Origin of the sequence: Pedobacter sp. SG908 (assembly GCF_011759615.1) — a bacterium.
Taxonomy (GTDB): Bacteria; Bacteroidota; Bacteroidia; order Sphingobacteriales; family Sphingobacteriaceae; genus Pedobacter; species Pedobacter riviphilus.
Genome location: NZ_JAAOYY010000001.1, coordinates 3,554,835 through 3,572,277 on the forward strand (window position 1 = coordinate 3,554,835; position 17,443 = coordinate 3,572,277).

Below are 17,443 nucleotides of genomic sequence, written 5' to 3' on the forward strand. Positions count from 1 at the left end.
TGTTATTATTGATAGTTGATAGGCGCTGTGCTATTCAATCATTAAAAAACTCAATCATTCAAAATTCATCATTAAAATTATGAGCGGTCCAAAAGTTAAAAGCGATAAACCCGGAAGTAATTACCAGGAAGAGGTACCTAAAGGCCGAGAACCTATAGACCATAAAACGGTTAGAAAGGAAAACGACAGCTTACCCAATAAGCCTGTTCGGACGAATAATCCAGCTAAACAGCGTGAGAACGAAGAACAGCCTGTGCATCCGATCAAGAAAGCTCCGAAAACATAAATGATCTTTCAGATTGCAGCCTGCGGTATTATCTGAACGATTTGATTTTTAGCGCAAAGAAAAAAGTAGCGCCTTGTCCGGTTGTACTTTCAACCCAAATTCTGCCACCCTCACTTTTAATAATTTCGGCCGAAATGTAAAGGCCTAAGCCCAATCCAGGATAGGTATGCTGTAAATTGCCGTCTATGCGGTAAAACTGATCAAATACCAGGTGTTGCATATCCTTCGAAATTCCGATGCCATAATCTTTAACGCCTAAAACAACCTCTCCATCCTGATTAAATGTAGTTACATCTATCTCATTGGCATCGGTTGAGTATTTAATTGCATTAGATAGAAAATTAATGATTACCTGCCCAATACGCTGCTTATCGGCATAAACAACTGCTTTACTGGATAAACTGCAGATAATTCTGTGTTTAGAACTGATGTGCTGCATTTCGCCTACAATTTCTTCAACCGCTGCATCAAAATTAAATTCTACAGGGTTAAAAGTCATTTTGCCCGATTGAATTTTGGTAACATCCAATAAATCGCCAATCAATCCGGTCAGCCGGTTTAACTGCTGATCCATCTTGCGAACCATATTTGCCTTTTTCTCATCACCTTCATTTCTGATCATGCGTTCGAGCACTTGAGCATATGCTTTAATACTGGTTACAGGTGTTTTTAATTCATGGCTGGCAATCCCCAAAAATTCGTCTTTTTGTCGTTGTAACTGCACTTGCTTGGTAACATCCATTGCGGCATGAATTATGGCATATACCTCACCATTCGAATCTTTAAGCGGTTTATACGTAAAACTGAACCACCGTTTTTCTTCCTGGCCATCAACCAGTAAACGGGCTTCTTCCTGATCGGCATGGTAGGTAATTCCGGTACGGTACACTTCTTTTAAAATACCGACAAATGGCTGTACGTTTAATTCTGGTATAGCTTCTTCAACGGTTTTGCCAATCACACTTTTATCTTTGCCCCAAAACCGGAGCATTTCATCATTAGCCAGTCTGATGATAATATTTTCAGTTTCATAATAAGCGGTGGCCATGGGGATATCATAAAGAAAATTCCGAAAACGCTCTTCGCTTTTAGCAGCTTCCATTTTTGAAATAACCTGTAAAGTAATTTCGTTGGCAACTACCATAATACCAGAAACCTGACCATCCTGATCTAAAATCGGATCGTAAACAAAGTTGAAATAAAAATCGCCTAAAACTCCGTTGCGCTTCAGCCGGGCCATCGTTTCATAACCATAATGGGCAACTCCGCTATCGTAAACCTGTAGCAAAAGTTCAGGAAAAGGTTGACCAATAATTTCAGGCAATCCATCTAAAAGTTTTAAACCAATTACAGCTTTACTTTTTCCCCATATTTTTAACAGATCATCATTGGCATCTTCTATAATAAGATCTCTCCCCCTCAAAATGCCAATGGCTACAGGTGCATCATAAATCATTTGCCTAAACAAAGCCTCACTTTGCTCTACTTTAAACTTGGCATTTACCAGTTCGGTTACATCGGTAGCATTATTTAAAATGCCCCAAACCTTTCCTTCGGTATCCATTAACGGTTTATAAATAAAATCGAAATAGAAGGTTTGGAGTACATTATCATTTAAAAGTACCACCTTATCTTCTTTGGCTTCGTAAGCCACCGCGGTATTTCTTACCTGGTTGAGGATATTAAGAAAGGGTTGATCTTTTAACTCGGGCAGTGCCAGGGCCAATTCTTTACCTATTACCGATGCATCTCTCCCCCAGGCTTTAAGCATAGCCCTGTTGGCCACCTGAATAACCATATTTTCGCCAATATAAAGTGCAATTGGCATTGGAGACTCTTCTATAAGCGTGTTAAAAATATTGGCTGTATCGTCGAGGTTAATTAACATAACAGGATAAAAAACAAATATAATTGCTTTTTTACTTACTATCTGATTTTAGAAAAGATAATAACACCTTTTCGTTGTGTTCTAAGCTAACTTTACCCTTAAGCGAGTTATTATTGATCTTTTTCAGATATTTTTCCAGCTGATTGTTCTCGTAAGCTGTAAGCAAAAACGGGTAAACGTAAGCGCTTTTACATACTGCACGGGTATTACCTAGTTTTTTGGCTACACAATCTAAAACGGCAACAATTGTTTTTTTACTGTTTAAACCGGCATTTTCATTAAACTGGCACTGGGCAAACTGGCGCATGGCTTCGAGGGTGCCACCCCAGGTCCTGAAATCTTTTGCAGTGAAATCATCGCCCGTAATTTCTTTAATGTAGGCATTTATTTTACCAGAATCGATGCTTTTGTGTTCGTTGCCATTGGTGTAAAACTGAAAAAGTTCCTGCCCTGGAATATCCCGGCATTTTTTAACCAATTTGGCCAGTGTGCGGTCGTTCAGCTCTACTTTTTGCCGCACTCCTTTTTTACCCACAAAATCCATGGTAATTTTACTGCCATTTATTTTTACATGCTTATCTCGCAGGGTGGTAAGGCCGAAAGAGCCATACAATTGCTTATAGCTTTCGTTGCCTACCCTAATCAGTGTTTTCTGGAGCACATCTACCGAAATGGCCAATACCTTACGCTCGTCAAAATTTTTTCGGCGGAGGTCTTTCTGTAAGTTTTTCCGGGCTTTAGGTAGGGCTTTGCCAAATTCGAGGAGGCGGAAATATTTATCTTCAGAACGGCGGCTTGTCCACTTGGAGTGATATTTATATTGTTTCCTCCCAGCAGCATCAATGCCTGTAACCTGCAGGTATGCGTTAGGTTTATTGGCTATCCATACATTTTGCCATGCTGGTGGAATAACCAATGCTTTTATCCGGTCTAGGTGTTTCTCTGCTGTTATTTTGTTCCCATCTTTATCTTCATAATAAAATTTCCCTGGTTTTCCTTTACGGTAAATCCCAGGCATGCTATCAGTTACATACACCAATCCACTTGCCTGAACAACATCTTTGCCTTGTACCATTTTTTGCTTATAAGTATGGGTTTATTTTTAGTTATTTTGCAGAACTTAAACGTGGGTAGCCACGTTATTTTTAGAAACACAACACTTTCATTATGAAAATAGTTTTTATGGGTACGCCCGATTTTGCGGTAGCCTCTTTAGATGCCTTAGTACAAGCCAATTTCGATGTAGTAGCAGTGGTTACTGCGCCAGACAAACCTGCAGGCCGTGGTCAAAAACTGAATGAAAGTGCAGTAAAAAAATATGCTGTAGAAAAAAATATTCCGGTGTTACAGCCAGAAAAGCTGAAAAACCCTGAATTTCTCGAAATCCTTGCCAGCTATAAAGCCGATTTACAAGTTGTAGTGGCTTTTAGAATGTTACCGGAAGTAGTATGGAATATGCCGCCAAAGGGAACTATTAATCTCCATGGCTCGCTTTTACCGCAATACCGTGGTGCAGCCCCGATTAACCATGCCATTATTAATGGAGAGAAAGAAAGTGGTGTAACTACGTTTTTCCTTACACATGAAATTGATACCGGTAATATTATTCTGAGCGATAGTGTTGCCATTGCCGATAACGAAACCGCCGGCGAGCTGCACGATAAACTAATGGTTGTTGGTGCCAACCTGCTGGTAAAAACGCTTAAAGCGATTGAGGCTGGTGAGGTTAGCGAACAGCCTCAACCACAAAGCGGCGATTTAAAACATGCGCCTAAAATTTTTAAAGATGATTGCAAAATCGATTGGAACAATCAGACGCAAACCATTTATAATTTAATCCGCGGACTGAGCCCGTACCCTACTGCCTTTACTTTTTTAAACGATAAAATACTAAAGATATTCAAGGCCGAAATAGAAGATAAAGAACCGGGCATTGTTGCTGGAGGTTTTTTAACAGATGGCAAAACCTATTTGAAATTTGCCGCTAAAGATGGCTTTATTAAACTGTTAGATATTCAGTACGAAGGAAAAAAACGGATGCTGATTGAAGACTTTTTAAGGGGAATGCGCTTGTAAAACTGATTTACAAAGCTTGAAAAATCACCAGACAGGCTTAATTATGCACTGTCTGGTAATCATTTTAAACACTAGCGATTATAATTATCGACAGCTCTTTCGATATTTTTTTTACCAGATTCGCTGACAAAATAACCACCTATACTCAAAGCGGCGCCTAGTCCCAGCAAAACAAAACTACCGGTATAATTGCGGTCAGCATATTTGGGCACACCGCCGAATGAGGTCCCTATTTGTTTACCCTCAGCCATTAATGTAACCCCACTGGCTATAATTGCAGCCCCAGCCGCTACATACATGGCAATGCCGGTAATTTTGGTGTTTCTGTACTGCCTTAACAATGCTAAACTTTTAGGATTATCGGCCATGGCCTCGTTTAAATTGCGGTAATTTACTTTTTTCAGGTCGTTGTAGCTTTTGTTCATAAACATTCGGTTGTTCACCACTTGCCTCCGGTAATCTCTAAAGCCGTAGTATTCAGCGTCAATAGGAGCATCATCGTAAACCACTTCCTGATAAATATTGAGTTTACCTTCAATTATCCGCTCCGCAAAGGAAGCCTGTCCCAAAAGATTGAGTTTCCGGGTATTGGCAAAGAAACCATCCTCATTGTTAAAAAATTTGACCTGCGACACCGGCACCCGCCTTGAATCGGCCCGCAGCGACCAGCTGCCTGTAAAATCGGGGCGTAATCTGATCTTTTGTGCATAAACTGTAGAATCTGAATAGAAATACAGAAAGTTTCTGGATTCGTTCAACTGTTGTGAACGTGCGTTCAGGCCATAGCAAGCCATTACGAGAATGAGTAATTTTTTCATTTCGGTTAAATTTGTGTGTGTAACCAATAATACTAAAAATATAGTTCAGGCAAACACAAATCGGCAGAAATAAAATGTAACATCGGCGAAGCAAAAGAAATTTGCCTCACAAACTTATCACTTGTTAATCCTATAAAGCGTTCAGTTTATCGATTAAAACCTTCGAAACTTCGTTAAAGTAGCGCTTTCGACCGTAGCCCATCACCCATTGTATGCCCTGAGTGGCGTTGGTAATAAAAACCTCTTCGGCTTCTTTTAATATTTCAGGGTTAATTTGTGCTTCGATTAAAGGCATATCGTTCATTTTGCACAACTGCATAATGGTTGTACGCATTACACCACTTATGCAACCTTCAGCAAGTGAAGGGGTATAAATCTGTTTATTGTACACTACAAAAACATTTGCACTAATGCTTTCGCAAAGAAAGCCATATTGGTTCAGAATCATCGCCTCATCCAAACGGTTCTGGCTTTTAAAAAGGCCGGCCATTACATAAAGCAAGGCGTTGGAGGTTTTAAAATTCGAGAGTTTATTAACCGGCTTAGTCATTTCGTCAAAAACATCAATGATCAAACCTTTGCTATTTAACTCATATGTAGATGCTTTTAAGGGAATGCCTTCTAAAACATAACCTGCTTTATTTGTTTCAGGCGTGTAAACACCTGCTCCGCCCCTGTAAACAGAAAGGCGGAAACGGACATTACCGTTCCATTTGTTGCGTTTTGCTAAATCGGCGGTTTTTTGACGCAGAAAATAATCATCCATTAAAGCATGTCCGTCGATTTTTAACGCTTTCATACCCGCGGTTAATCTATCTGCATGTAAGTCTGCAAATTGCAGCTTATTATTGATCATCCGCATACTTTCGAACAATCCATCACCAAATTTGAAACTTCTATTCGAAGCGGTTAAAATTGGGGCATCTACCGCCAGAAATTCATCATTAAATAAAAGGTACTCCTGAAGCATATTTTATGATGTAGCGATATAATTTTCCCATTTGGTTAAGCCAGCTTTAAAATCGGGTGGCAATGGCGATTCAAAATACATATACGCTTTAGTCGTGGGGTGGATAAAACCCAAACTTTGTGCGTGTAAAGCCTGACGGGGCAACAATTCGAAACAATTATCTACAAACTGTTTGTACTTATTAAACGTAGTTCCTTTTAAAATCTTGTCACCACCATACATTGCATCGTTAAAAAGTGGGTGACCAATATGCTGCATGTGCGCCCTGATCTGGTGCGTACGACCGGTTTCGAGCTCACAACTGATCAAAGTTACATAACCAAGACGTTTTAATACTTTATAATGTGTTACCGACCATTTCCCTTTTTCTTCATCATCGTAAATGTCCATTACACGACGGTCTTTGGCACTCCTTCCGATGTAACCAGTTACTGTTCCATCGTTTTCGATATCGCCCCAAACCAGTGCAATATATTTACGGGTAATGCTGTGGTCGAAAAACTGACGGGCCAGGTGGGTAATCGATTTTTCATTTTTACTGATCAGCAATAAACCAGAAGTATCCTTATCAATACGATGCACTAACCCTGGTCGGCCATCATTGCCTGGCAGCTGAGGCAGTTGTTCAAAATGGAATGCCAAAGCATTAACCAAAGTTCCGGTATAGTTATTGAACCCAGGATGCACAACCATCCCTGCAGCTTTATTCACCACCAAAAGATCGCTATCCTCGTAAATAATATCAAGCGGTAAATCTTCAGGATAAACCTCGGTGTCGCGTGGCGGATGAGGTAAAACAATAGATATTTCATCATAAGGTTTAACCTTATAACTCGCTTTGATCTGTTTCTGATTAACCAGTACATTCCCTGCATCAATTGCATTTTGAATACGGTTTCGCGAGGCATTTTCTACGCGCACCATCAAAAACTTATCGATACGCAGCAAAGACTGCCCCTTATCGACAATTATTTTTAAATGTTCATATAATTCCTGCTCTTCTGATTCTTGCAATTCGACCACATTTTCCATGGGACAAAAATAAACTTTTAACCTCAAGAATTTTTTAATGATTACAGTTTTCGGAAAAACAACCCTATCTTTAGTACAATCAAATCATCCTAAATCATTTATATGAAAAAATGTTACGCTTTAAAGGCCTTATGTGCCTTATTTTTATTGGTAATGGCTCAAAAAGCAAGTGCTCAACAAGATGTTGGAGACTTATTTGTGGGCGGACCAGCAGATGCAACCAAACTGGTTAATGCCTATTTTGATCCTTTATACAAAGGCTTGGGCTTGGGTTTAACCGATGGATGGTCGAACACTGCCAAATCGAAAGGTTTTTTAAAGTTCGATGTCCGTATTTCCGCTTCAGCAGCCTTTGTTCCGCAATCGGCCAGAAGTTACGATGTAAATGCATTGGGTTTAAGCAATATTAAACCTGCCCCAGGAGCATCATCTATAGGTCCTACTGCCTTTGGCGATGACCATGAAGGGGGTAAAATGCAGATTTATACCAGCAGTGGAATTCCGACCAATAAATTCTTTAACCTGCCACAGGGTGTAGGTTTTCATATAGTACCTTCTTCACAAATCCAGGCTACTTTGGGCTTACCCAAAAACATTGATGTTACCTTAAGGGCGATGCCAAAGATTAAATTAGGTAGCGATTTAGGAAGCTTATCGATGATCGGCTTCGGTGCAAAAGTTGAACTTTTACCTCCTTTTATGGGTTCGACCACAGAGAAATTAATACCCGTAGATATCGCAATCGCAGGAGGCTTTACCCAGTACAAATATAATTTGCCTTTGAATATCAATAATACGGCAAATTCGGATCAGCGTATTGATGCCAAATTCAATGGGGTAAATTTTGATGCCATCATTTCTAAGAAAATCATGTTTTTCACTCCTTTTGCCAGCATCGGTTATCAAACCTCTAACACCAATTTAAAGGCGCTTGGTACTTATAAATTCGAAGATGGCGCAAACAATGCAACTTATGTTGATCCAATCTCGGTGAAACAAACCGATATTGATGGTGTAAGGGGAAGTTTAGGCTTTCAGTTGAAGTTTGGTTTCTTTAAATTTTATGGTTCGTATACCCAGGCAAAATACAGCATGGTTAATGCCGGTTTTGGCTTTGGTATCGGTAAATAATTAATTTTCGAATATAATAATGCTTAAAACACCTGAAATACTCAGGTGTTTTTTATTTTTACGCGTGTTCGAAGAAATATATAGCCCGGTACAAAAAATAACATTTGCGCCTTTTAATAACCTGTTTGTTAAGCGGGATGATCTTATTGATCCTTATATTTCTGGGAATAAATGGCGTAAGCTTAAATATATTTTAGCGAAGGCCAAAGCAGATCACAAAACGCATCTGGTTACTTTTGGGGGTGCTTACTCCAATCACCTTGTGGCTACAGCCGCTGCAGCATCAAGGTCAGGCTTAACCGCAACAGCTTTTGTACGTGGAGAAGAAGTAAAAAATGAGATGTTATTGCTATGCAGTTTATTTGGGATGAAACTCATTTTTACTGACCGAGAAAGTTACCGGGATAAACAACAATTATTTGGGCAACATTTTGCCAATGATACCCAGGCTTATTTTGTTGATGAAGGTGGAGCTTCAGAGGAGGCGACAATTGGCTGTGCAGAAATTATTGGCGAGTTAACCGAAACTTACGATCATATTTTCTGTGCCGCCGGAACCGGTACAACTGCAGCAGGATTGTTAAAAGGAATTCGGCAACAGGGATTAAATACCCAGCTGCACATTATTCCTGTGTTAAAAGGCGGCTCGTTTATTAAAGATGAAATAGAGAAATACACTCCATTTTCCGATCAGTTGAAACTTCATCTCGATTATCATTTCGGCGGTTATGCCAAAACTACCCCCGAACTGATCGGCTTTATCAAAACCTTTACAGCTCAAACCGGCTTACTTTCAGATCCTGTTTATACCGCAAAAATGTTTTATGCCATTATCGATTTACAGAAACAAGGAGTTATCGATAAGGATGAAAAGGTCCTCGCCATTCATACCGGAGGATTAATGGGGCTTTTGGGGACGAAAGATAAATTTTAAATAAAAAGGGGGCATTTCTGCTCCCTTTAAATTATTTAACCTTTAATGATTGCTGAATTCATATAAATATATAAGACTACCCTGTAAGTTGAGATAAAAATCGACCAGTACCTCAAAAAAATAGATGTTTGGGGCTAAATCCATGGATCCATTTTAAAAAGACCAATTGCTTCAAAACTTAAAATTTTCTAACTAAATTCATCGCTGATCTTCACCTATAGATTAACTATGATTTTTAACACGGCATGAGCAAAAAAAACTTTAAAAAATTAACTACATCACTTTTATTCATCCTGATTATTAATTTTTCGTTTACCCCTGCAAAAGAAATTAAATGGACGGCCATAGGCGATTCCATTACCTACCTTAACAATCATTTAAATGAAACGGGTAACCGCGTAAAAAAAGGCTATCTCGACCGGGTTAAAGACCGTTTGCCGAACATCAGCTATATTAACCAGGGCCATAATGGCTGGACAACAGTTGGCATTGCAAAAGAAATCAACAAGCTAGGTATTGTTCAATCAGACTTATATTCGGTTTTTCTGGGCACAAACGATTGGTGGAACGGAATCCCAGTAGGTTCATTAAACGATTATATTAACAATACCGGAACCGGCACTACCTGTGGTGCTTACCGCATCATTGTCGATAAAATCAGGAGTTTAAATCCAAGTGCTAAAATTGTATTGATTACACCTATACAGCGCAACGATTTTGTATATATAGCCGATGCCAACAACAATGCATTTGGATCTTATAAGGCAAAAAACGGGCAAACTTTAGAAATGTTTGCCAATGCCATCATCGAAATAGCAAAACATGAAAATTTCCCTGTGGTTGACTTGTATCATAACCGAAAACTCAAACTTGAAAAAGCAGTTAAATTTAAAAGGCTGAAAAATCCTTTAACAGGAGCATATCAGAACTATAAATATCCCGAATCTGCTTCCATTCCCTATAATCCCAAAAAAGATGATTATCCTTATCCGTTAGATGCAGCGAAAATGACTTATGATGGTTTGCATCCTTCTGATCAGGGCAATAAGGTAATTGCAGAAAACCTGGTGACGCTTTTTAAGAAAAATTATCATGTTTTGTAAATGCCTGACAATATGTTGCAAACCTGATCAATAGCACTGAACATGAATAAAAAAGGTTCCTCATCGTTGAGGAACCCCAATAAGATCTCTAAATCGTCCCGTTGATTTGATTCTTACTATAAAAGTATGGCTACTTTCTTTTCAATGAAATAAAAATAGAGCAAGGCCACTAAATAATAGATGAAGATGCACTATCTATACACATTGAATAATAAATTGTCTAAAACAAGCCGTTTAGTTGTTTTTATAACCTCCGCTCATTAAAAACCTGAAATTCGGCAATTGCTGTTGAACCTAATCGTTTTCACGCACTTTGTTCCAGATATCTTTGTAAAGTTCTTCATGCCGTTTAAATTGCAAATGCACATAAGGGCAGAGTGGAATTACCTTCAGGTTATTTGTCCGTACATAATTTACCATTGCATCTAGCAATAGTTTTGCGTAACCTTTGCCTTCTTTCTCGGGATCAATTTCGGTATGATAAACCGTTAAATTTTCTCCCTGAATATCAAAAACCATTTCTCCGTATTTTTCGCCTTCATCATAAAGTTCAAATGCGCTAGGTTCTTTTTTTTGGATATTCAATTTAACTTCTGCCATAATACTAACTCGATATAATTTTAAAATATATTAATCAACTGATCGCAGCATTAACATCTGCCAAATCCATTAAAGGTAACCAATATCTGCTGATTTATGCATACCTATACTCATACTTTAACGGTTTTATGATCTATTATTCTTTAGCATTTTATTCTTCCTGCCCCAGGCACTTAATTGACAAAAAATGGGAAGAAATTCTAGTGCAATCGGGGTTAGTTCATATTCTACCCTTGGAGGAACCTCCGCATAAACAGTTCTTTTAACTAGTTCATCCTGCTCTAATGCCCGCAACTGTAAGGTTAACATCCGTTCTGATATATATGGAAATTCTTTTTTCAACTCGCTAAACCTCATTTTTCGGTTTCCAAGTTTATCCAATATTACAATTTTCCATCTCCCTCCTATTTTGTTGGCCGCATAAGTCAGATCGCAATCTGTTATAAATTTTTCGTTGAAGGTATAGGTAGAATTTTCTTTTCGTGCCGTCATTACTTACAAATTTGTTTGTACCACACAAATGGTAGTGCATGCTATAAAAATACATGGTACGAGTTATTATTGCAAGATCAATTTAATCACAAGAAAATATGGACTTATATTTAACCGGAAAAACGGCATTGGTAACCGGGGCCTCTAAAGGAATCGGTAGAGCAATAGCAAAAGAACTGGCAAAAGAAGGTGTAAAAGTTTTTATAACAGGCCGCAACCAAAAATCATTAGATAGCCTTTTCAACGAGATCGTTGCCGAAGGTAGCCCTGCTCCTATTGTTTTTGCTTATGACTTGCTAGCGCCTAACGCCCCTCACAAAATTGCTTCTTCGGCTTTATCTTCGCTTGGGCATGTTGACATCCTCATTAACAATGCGGGGCAAAGTCAGCCTGTAGATGCTACAGGGCCAAAAGAACCCTGGACAAAGTCGATGGCTTTAGATTTTGAGCGCCCCAGACTACTCACGCAAGAGTTGTTACCGCATTTTATAAGCCGGAAGCAGGGTACGATACTCAATTTGACCAGTACTTATGAATTACGATCGTTGAATGTTTCTGCTGTTGCAAAGGCCGCTGTGGTAATGTGGTCTAAACAACTTGCTGGCGAGTTAGGTAAATATGGAATTAGGGTGAACTGTTTGCAACCTGGACTGATCGATACCGAAAACATCCGGCCCTATTTTCCTGGTGATGAGCGTCGGAAATATGCAGAACGCGAAATACCTTTGCAAGATTTTGGTGAAGTGCAGGACATGGCAAACATGGCTGCCTTCCTCGTTTCGCCACGTGCCAAATATGTAACAGGAACTGTTTCTGTTGTTGATGGCGGAGGAAGACGTTCGGCATTCTGATATTAAAAAAGGCAGAAAAAAATTAATTGATCACCGTATCGAAATATGAATGGAAGAGATTAAGGATTATCTGATCCACAGTCAGCTTTTTTCAAATTAGTCAAAACTATATGCCATAAGTGGCGTTGAAATAATAGGACTTATGAAAAGCGATATGCAAAAAAAAGATACTCAAACACATTTAATCAACGAGATTACCACCAGCGGGCTACAAACAGTGGCAAAAAAATTTGGCGCTTCGGCATGTAAAGCACAGATTAGAAGAGGCGTTTCTAAAAGCATCAGTTTAATTGAAGCATTATTGAAGATTGCTTTGATCAATCCCAAAGATTCATCAAAAAGAGTACAAAGAGATATAGAATATGTGGGTTTATGTATTATAGCTGCTTATACTTTTTATCGCGGTTTTAAAGAAAGAAAGCGTTTACAGATTTTTGAAGGTTTTTTTCTGACTGCTACCCTTGGAGGTGTACTGTTAGTAACGCAGTTTCAAGCTAATAAAAAATAAATCGCCTGATTTTTTAATAACGAGAATTGAAAATGATACCCTTTAAAGGTATCATTTTTTATATAACCTCCTTTCTCGGCAGCGCCAGATTCCTGAACATCAATTAAAATGACAGATAAATAGTCAAAAATTGGCATAAACCACTTCTGTTTTCTTTGTTTTTTTATTTACTGAATAAAAAATAAACGTAAAAAAGACGTTTATAAAAATTATACTTTATATAAAAAACTTAAAACAAGGCCATAATCTCAAAAATAAAAAGAGTTTACCCCCTCATTTTTATTAGATTACCCCTCACTACAAGCACTTTTTTTATGCTTAATTTGTTTTAACCAAGTATAAAGTATGATAGATCCCAATTATCCTGGATTAACCAGCGGGGTAATTGATGGTTGTAAGCATTAAAATGGCTATAACCAGTTTTCCGAAATAACAAACCGTTTAACCGATTGAGAAAAACTAAATTATGCTACAGAACGCCCAACTACCCTTGTATTTAGAAATTCTTCTCCTATTGAAGATCAGCAGAATAGCAGGCTTAGCCAAGAGACACGTGCTAATTAACCACTCAATCAAATTTTGCGAGGTCGCTTACAGTTCACTAAACACCCGCAGATAACTTAATCTCTTTATAGCGAAATTTCAGGAACTGTTTAACCGCCAGCTAATATTCTTTATTGCAATAAAAATCTTAATGATTTAAAAAATCAGCAACAGGTTTATTAGCTAGTAACCAGTGGCAACCTGTTCCTGTGCTTTAAAACAATTTAAAACCGCTTTAAAGTATACATTCTAAACTAAAAAAGAGGAGCCCAACTAAATGGGTTGCATATGTCTTCTTTAAATAACCAAACGAACATCTACATGTGCCTGTTCATTCATCTTTACCTAATTTTTATGAAAACAAAATCTTTTACTTCAGGTTTAACCAGCATCTTTATGCTCGGATTGATTTTATTTGCCGGCAGTTGCAGAAAAAGCGATCTCCCAGATCCAGACACAACCAAAGACCTTTCGATAAAGGGAAAACTGAGTGCAATACCGCCTAACGAAACCCCGTTATCTGTCGGAAACGGTACTTTCTACATCGTAAACCGCAAAAGTGGAAAAGTTCTTGATGTTGGTGGATTTCAGACTGCAGACGGTGCAAATGTTTCCCAATATGCCAGCAATGGAGGAACAAATCAGAGATGGAACTTAACACTGCTTTCTGGTGGTTACTATTCGATTATTGGTGTACATAGCTCCAAAGGACTTCAGGTAGACCAGGCAGGAACGGCCGACGGAGACAATGTAAATATATCTACCTACACTGGGGCAACAAATCAGCAGTGGCTATTTACATCACTGGGCAATGGTTATTATCGTATTGTAAACAGAAACAGCGGCAAGGACCTTGATGTTGCCAATCAATCAATTGATAATGGTGCTAATGTTGACCAATGGAGTTACTTGGGTGGCGAAAACCAACAATGGTCTTTATTAACCGTTAACGCTAACGGTCAATTGGGCTGGGTACTTAACAGTACAGGGGTGCCTGCCGATGTACTTACACGTATTACCAACGCCATGAATGATGCCTGTTCGAGGTATAATGCAGGTGCTAACTGGCCGTCGCGTACGCTTACGGTAGAATACAATACAGGTGTACCCACAGCTGATGGCAGTACAAATGGCAATATCCGTTTTGGTGCAAACAGCAGTTACCAGAGTGTCCGTACGGCAATGCACGAAATTGCACATACCTATGGCGTTGGTTTAAGCAGTGGATGGTCATCAAATACCTCTACAGGCGACTTTCTGGGCGCTAATACAGTTGCACTCATTAAGATTTTTGATGGTCAAAGTGCTGCAATACATACAGGTGGCGGTCATTTTTGGCCTTACGGCTTAAACTATGATAATGAATGGAGTGAAACAAATGCCTTCAGACAAGTAAAATTAGTTTTTGCCATGCGATCGGACGGGATGTAGAACAGCAACAGATGCTCTTGAATAAGACCTCCCCGATATTTGAATTAAATATCGGGAGGTTTTTTGAACGTTTTCCACAAAAGTTCGACGAAATATGCATTTTATAAAGGCTATTTCAGTAAGTTTGATATTAATCATAAACCGCCTATCCATTGCTCCAAATAGTTGTTTCTCCTATTAGTATGCTTTAATAGGTCTATCACGACAATACTTCTACAAGTATTGCGACAAAACAATCAATATCGCGACAAAAAGCAAGCTTAATTAAAAATCCTTTTGAGCAATCTTTTTTCCTGATGGTGCACCTGCCCTACCTGCAGCCTTTCGATGATGTAAACTTTATGAGAATTAAGTTACAATTCTGTAATTAAGTTCGTGAAATCCTTAGTATAGAAACTAAACGCATTGCCCGTTCTCGCCAATTGCACGCACAACATTAAGCTAACAAAAAATCAATTAACAAAATATTGATTTACAAAAAATTAAATACAAATCAATAATAAATCATTAACGATATAAAGTAAATTTATGATGAAATTTTTATAAAAAAATCTGTCTTGAACTGAAAATTGAATTATTGAATTTAAAACAAAAAAAAGAGGATGTTAACGTATTTAAATGGTTATCTTTAAATAAAAAAACCATGATTATAGATCCAAATAAAGAAGAACTTTCTGACGATAAGGAAGATGCGTTAACCAGTGAGGAAGATGCGTTAAATCAAAGTACAATCATCAGTGATGAAAGGGCTGCTGAACACGATGCCGACTTGTTAGACCAGGCAGACAAGGCCTCCCGCTCATCTTTCGAATTGGATATTTAGGCCAATCGTTGTACCAGGAAAAATGGCGATATCTTTAGAAAAGTTCAGGAGATATCGCCATTTCAGCAAACAATACTCAAAAGAATAAGCACGAACACTATTGCTTCAAGATTATCAATAAACGTGTTTTTTGGCCAGGCCAAGCTTTTTGATTTTCGAATTTAATGTAGTTGCCGGAACACCCAATAATTTTGCCGCGCCATGCTGACCGGAAATCCGCCCGTTACATAATTCTAATACAGTGAATATATGATCGCGTTCATTTTCAAATATGGTTTTAACAGCCCCAGCTGAAGATATAGATTGTTTGTTATTGCCCGGAATTTCGATATCCTTAATCAGGGTCCCATCTGCCATTACCACCTGCCTTTCGATGAGGTGCTCCAATTCTCTTACATTGCCAGGCCAGCTGTAAGCCATCATCGTGGAAATTGCCTTTTTTGAAAATCCATCAATATTTCGATTCAACTTTTTGGCGAATTTCTCTAAGAAAAAAGTAGCCAACGCAGGTATATCCGATTTCCGATTTCGAAGGGATGGCAATGAAACCGGAAAAACATTTAACCTATAATATAAATCACGCCTAAACCGCCCGGCCTCCACTTCTTCTAAAAGGTTTCTGTTGGTGGCCGAGATGATGCGCACATCAGTCACAATAGTTGTTTTACCGCCAACACGCTCTATTTCTTTTTCCTGTAAAACACGGAGTAATTTAACTTGTAAATCGAGCGGTAACTCCCCAATTTCATCCAGAAAGATTGTACCCTTATGTGCCTGTTCAAACTTGCCGATCCTTCTTTCCGTAGCACCTGTAAAACTCCCTTTCTCATGGCCAAAAAGTTCAGATTCGATCAAATTAGGTGGAATGGTGCCACAATTAACCCTAATCATTGTTTTCTGTTTTCTTGCAGACGCATCGTGAACCGCCTTGGCGATCAATTCTTTACCCGTCCCCGTCTCACCTAAAATTAAAACCGTAGTTTGTGTAGAGGAAATTCGATTGAGCAGGCTGTAAACTTCCTGCATTTCCGGACTGCTGCCAACAATTTCTGGGTGTGTAAGAATTTCAGGTGATTCTTCCGGTTTAAAAATGAGGTATTCAGCAAGCTGAGTACTCAGTTTTTCGATTTCATTTTCTAACTGCTTAATTTTCCCCTCAGCTTGTATTGATGTTTTGGGGCCATTTATAATTTCAGACTTGGCAAGTGTTCCCAGATTGGGCGAATATCCATTTCTTTCCTCCATTACAGCCAGCAGTCCGGCAATAAAATCGGCAATGTTACAGCAAAAAGTCAATCCTTCTGCACTTAATTCCCGCTTGTGATTATGAAGTTCAAAAGTCCCCAGTATGCGACCGTTGTTCTCTAATGGAATATAACAATGAAAATGATATTCTGTAGGATGATTGGTGAGGCAATGGTTCTCACCAAAATCAGTTATCCAGTCTTGTCGCGATTTGAGCACAGGAAAATCAAAACCAGCTATCTCTTTTGTAATAAGTGAAAGGCTAACCGGATCGGAAATGGTTTCGGTGCAGGATATTTTCCCTGAAATGACCTCTGTAAGATAGGCTCTTGTAATGTGGTCCATTTCATCGTTATAAAGAATTAATGCACCGCAATCAATCGAGAATAAAGGATGGAGTTTAGAAAACACCCCCTGAAACAGTTCTCTTAGCGTAAAATTCTTTTCTTGTTCAGCTACGGTTTCTGCCCTTATTTCGAAATAAGAATCGGCATGAGGTTTAACATCGTTGCCATCAACATTAATGCCCGTGTTAAAATCTGTTTCCTGCTTTCTCATTTTTTATAATTGATCTTTCCCGGAATATTTATCTGGGAATTGGATGAATGAACTTTAATGCAATTACCAAAACGAACAACATCGGGAAGATTTTTCGTCACCTCTGAGCGATTGAGGATTGATCCGATAAGAATTGGTCTTTGCTTATTGTTCA

The 17,443-nt window shown here is 38.7% G+C and carries 17 protein-coding genes; 9 read left to right on the top strand and 8 right to left on the bottom strand.

Annotated features, from left to right (window positions below; genetic code table 11):
• Positions 1-79: 79 nt before the first annotated feature.
• On the top strand, positions 80-286 hold the full coding sequence (locus FHT21_RS14435; RefSeq protein WP_167295334.1) for a hypothetical protein: 207 nt from the start codon (positions 80-82) through the stop codon (positions 284-286).
• A 28-nt stretch (positions 287-314) separates the two neighbouring features.
• On the opposite strand, the gene FHT21_RS14440 is transcribed toward FHT21_RS14435, so the two are convergent.
• Together FHT21_RS14440 and FHT21_RS14445 are read right to left on the bottom strand one after the other, a co-directional pair.
• Complete coding sequence (locus FHT21_RS14440; RefSeq protein ID WP_167295335.1) at positions 315-2,174, bottom strand: PAS domain-containing sensor histidine kinase; 1,860 nt, start codon at positions 2,172-2,174, stop codon at positions 315-317.
• A 31-nt stretch (positions 2,175-2,205) separates the two neighbouring features.
• A complete protein-coding gene (locus tag FHT21_RS14445) occupies positions 2,206-3,249 on the bottom strand; it encodes a DNA topoisomerase IB (protein WP_167295336.1) in 1,044 nt (347 codons plus the stop codon).
• Between the two features lie 92 nt (positions 3,250-3,341).
• Here FHT21_RS14445 and fmt point away from each other — a divergent pair, with 92 nt between their 5' ends.
• Positions 3,342-4,250 carry a methionyl-tRNA formyltransferase gene (fmt, locus tag FHT21_RS14450; protein ID WP_167295337.1) on the top strand — a complete coding sequence of 303 codons (909 nt, stop codon included), beginning with the start codon at positions 3,342-3,344 and terminating at the stop codon, positions 4,248-4,250.
• Between the two features lie 71 nt (positions 4,251-4,321).
• Here the strand turns inward: fmt and FHT21_RS14455 are convergent, their stop codons facing one another.
• From FHT21_RS14455 to FHT21_RS14465, 3 genes are all read right to left on the bottom strand, one after another.
• Complete coding sequence (locus tag FHT21_RS14455; RefSeq protein WP_167295338.1) at positions 4,322-5,068, bottom strand: hypothetical protein; 747 nt, start codon at positions 5,066-5,068, stop codon at positions 4,322-4,324.
• A gap of 130 nt (positions 5,069-5,198) precedes the next feature.
• A complete protein-coding gene (locus FHT21_RS14460) occupies positions 5,199-6,038 on the bottom strand; it encodes an aminotransferase class IV (RefSeq protein ID WP_167295339.1) in 840 nt (279 codons plus the stop codon).
• 3 nt (positions 6,039-6,041) lie between these two features.
• Positions 6,042-7,070 carry an RluA family pseudouridine synthase gene (locus FHT21_RS14465; protein WP_167295340.1) on the bottom strand — a complete coding sequence of 343 codons (1,029 nt, stop codon included), beginning with the start codon at positions 7,068-7,070 and terminating at the stop codon, positions 6,042-6,044.
• A 102-nt stretch (positions 7,071-7,172) separates the two neighbouring features.
• Between FHT21_RS14465 and FHT21_RS14470 the strand changes: the two genes are divergently transcribed.
• From FHT21_RS14470 to FHT21_RS14480, 3 genes are all read left to right on the top strand, one after another.
• Entirely contained in the window at positions 7,173-8,201 is a 1,029-nt protein-coding gene (locus FHT21_RS14470) for a DUF6588 family protein (RefSeq protein WP_167295341.1), read from the top strand.
• A 19-nt stretch (positions 8,202-8,220) separates the two neighbouring features.
• Positions 8,221-9,135 carry a pyridoxal-phosphate dependent enzyme gene (locus FHT21_RS14475; protein ID WP_208398924.1) on the top strand — a complete coding sequence of 305 codons (915 nt, stop codon included), beginning with the start codon at positions 8,221-8,223 and terminating at the stop codon, positions 9,133-9,135.
• Positions 9,136-9,380: 245 nt separating this feature from the next.
• The gene (locus FHT21_RS14480) at positions 9,381-10,238 is read left to right on the top strand and encodes an SGNH/GDSL hydrolase family protein (RefSeq protein ID WP_167295342.1); all 858 of its coding nucleotides are present in this window, start codon (positions 9,381-9,383) and stop codon (positions 10,236-10,238) included.
• Between the two features lie 294 nt (positions 10,239-10,532).
• Here the strand turns inward: FHT21_RS14480 and FHT21_RS14485 are convergent, their stop codons facing one another.
• Entirely contained in the window at positions 10,533-10,838 is a 306-nt protein-coding gene (locus FHT21_RS14485; RefSeq protein WP_167295343.1) for a GNAT family N-acetyltransferase, read from the bottom strand.
• Between the two features lie 126 nt (positions 10,839-10,964).
• Positions 10,965-11,330 carry a helix-turn-helix domain-containing protein gene (locus FHT21_RS14490; protein ID WP_167295344.1) on the bottom strand — a complete coding sequence of 122 codons (366 nt, stop codon included), beginning with the start codon at positions 11,328-11,330 and terminating at the stop codon, positions 10,965-10,967.
• A gap of 98 nt (positions 11,331-11,428) precedes the next feature.
• Between FHT21_RS14490 and FHT21_RS14495 the strand changes: the two genes are divergently transcribed.
• The 4 genes from FHT21_RS14495 (at position 11,429) to FHT21_RS14510 (ending at position 15,486) form a co-directional block, all read left to right on the top strand.
• The gene (locus FHT21_RS14495; protein WP_167295345.1) at positions 11,429-12,181 is read left to right on the top strand and encodes an SDR family oxidoreductase; all 753 of its coding nucleotides are present in this window, start codon (positions 11,429-11,431) and stop codon (positions 12,179-12,181) included.
• A 154-nt stretch (positions 12,182-12,335) separates the two neighbouring features.
• Positions 12,336-12,689, top strand: coding sequence for a hypothetical protein (locus tag FHT21_RS14500; RefSeq protein ID WP_167295346.1), 354 nt, complete (start codon positions 12,336-12,338; stop codon positions 12,687-12,689).
• 897 nt (positions 12,690-13,586) lie between these two features.
• On the top strand, positions 13,587-14,663 hold the full coding sequence (locus tag FHT21_RS14505; RefSeq protein ID WP_167295347.1) for an RICIN domain-containing protein: 1,077 nt from the start codon (positions 13,587-13,589) through the stop codon (positions 14,661-14,663).
• 577 nt (positions 14,664-15,240) lie between these two features.
• On the top strand, positions 15,241-15,486 hold the full coding sequence (locus tag FHT21_RS14510) for a hypothetical protein (RefSeq protein ID WP_167292724.1): 246 nt from the start codon (positions 15,241-15,243) through the stop codon (positions 15,484-15,486).
• Between the two features lie 114 nt (positions 15,487-15,600).
• On the opposite strand, the gene FHT21_RS14515 is transcribed toward FHT21_RS14510, so the two are convergent.
• Entirely contained in the window at positions 15,601-17,289 is a 1,689-nt protein-coding gene (locus FHT21_RS14515; protein ID WP_243853998.1) for a sigma-54 dependent transcriptional regulator, read from the bottom strand.
• Positions 17,290-17,443 lie beyond the last annotated feature (154 nt).

Excerpts from the sequence above, each read along its gene's own strand:
- FHT21_RS14435 (WP_167295334.1), top strand. The coding sequence starts at position 80 with ATGAGCGGTCCAAAAGTTAAAAGCGATAAACCCGGAAGTAATTACCAG.
- fmt (WP_167295337.1), top strand. The coding sequence starts at position 3,342 with ATGAAAATAGTTTTTATGGGTACGCCCGATTTTGCGGTAGCCTCTTTA.
- FHT21_RS14480 (WP_167295342.1), top strand. The coding sequence starts at position 9,381 with ATGAGCAAAAAAAACTTTAAAAAATTAACTACATCACTTTTATTCATC.
- FHT21_RS14440 (WP_167295335.1), bottom strand. The coding sequence starts at position 2,174 with ATGTTAATTAACCTCGACGATACAGCCAATATTTTTAACACGCTTATA.
- FHT21_RS14505 (WP_167295347.1), top strand. The coding sequence starts at position 13,587 with ATGAAAACAAAATCTTTTACTTCAGGTTTAACCAGCATCTTTATGCTC.
- FHT21_RS14465 (WP_167295340.1), bottom strand. The coding sequence starts at position 7,070 with ATGGAAAATGTGGTCGAATTGCAAGAATCAGAAGAGCAGGAATTATAT.
- FHT21_RS14445 (WP_167295336.1), bottom strand. The coding sequence starts at position 3,249 with ATGGTACAAGGCAAAGATGTTGTTCAGGCAAGTGGATTGGTGTATGTA.
- FHT21_RS14460 (WP_167295339.1), bottom strand. The coding sequence starts at position 6,038 with ATGCTTCAGGAGTACCTTTTATTTAATGATGAATTTCTGGCGGTAGAT.
- FHT21_RS14485 (WP_167295343.1), bottom strand. The coding sequence starts at position 10,838 with ATGGCAGAAGTTAAATTGAATATCCAAAAAAAAGAACCTAGCGCATTT.
- FHT21_RS14470 (WP_167295341.1), top strand. The coding sequence starts at position 7,173 with ATGAAAAAATGTTACGCTTTAAAGGCCTTATGTGCCTTATTTTTATTG.
- FHT21_RS14455 (WP_167295338.1), bottom strand. The coding sequence starts at position 5,068 with ATGAAAAAATTACTCATTCTCGTAATGGCTTGCTATGGCCTGAACGCA.
- FHT21_RS14490 (WP_167295344.1), bottom strand. The coding sequence starts at position 11,330 with ATGACGGCACGAAAAGAAAATTCTACCTATACCTTCAACGAAAAATTT.
- FHT21_RS14495 (WP_167295345.1), top strand. The coding sequence starts at position 11,429 with ATGGACTTATATTTAACCGGAAAAACGGCATTGGTAACCGGGGCCTCT.
- FHT21_RS14515 (WP_243853998.1), bottom strand. The coding sequence starts at position 17,289 with ATGAGAAAGCAGGAAACAGATTTTAACACGGGCATTAATGTTGATGGC.
- FHT21_RS14500 (WP_167295346.1), top strand. The coding sequence starts at position 12,336 with ATGCAAAAAAAAGATACTCAAACACATTTAATCAACGAGATTACCACC.
- FHT21_RS14475 (WP_208398924.1), top strand. The coding sequence starts at position 8,221 with ATGCTTAAAACACCTGAAATACTCAGGTGTTTTTTATTTTTACGCGTG.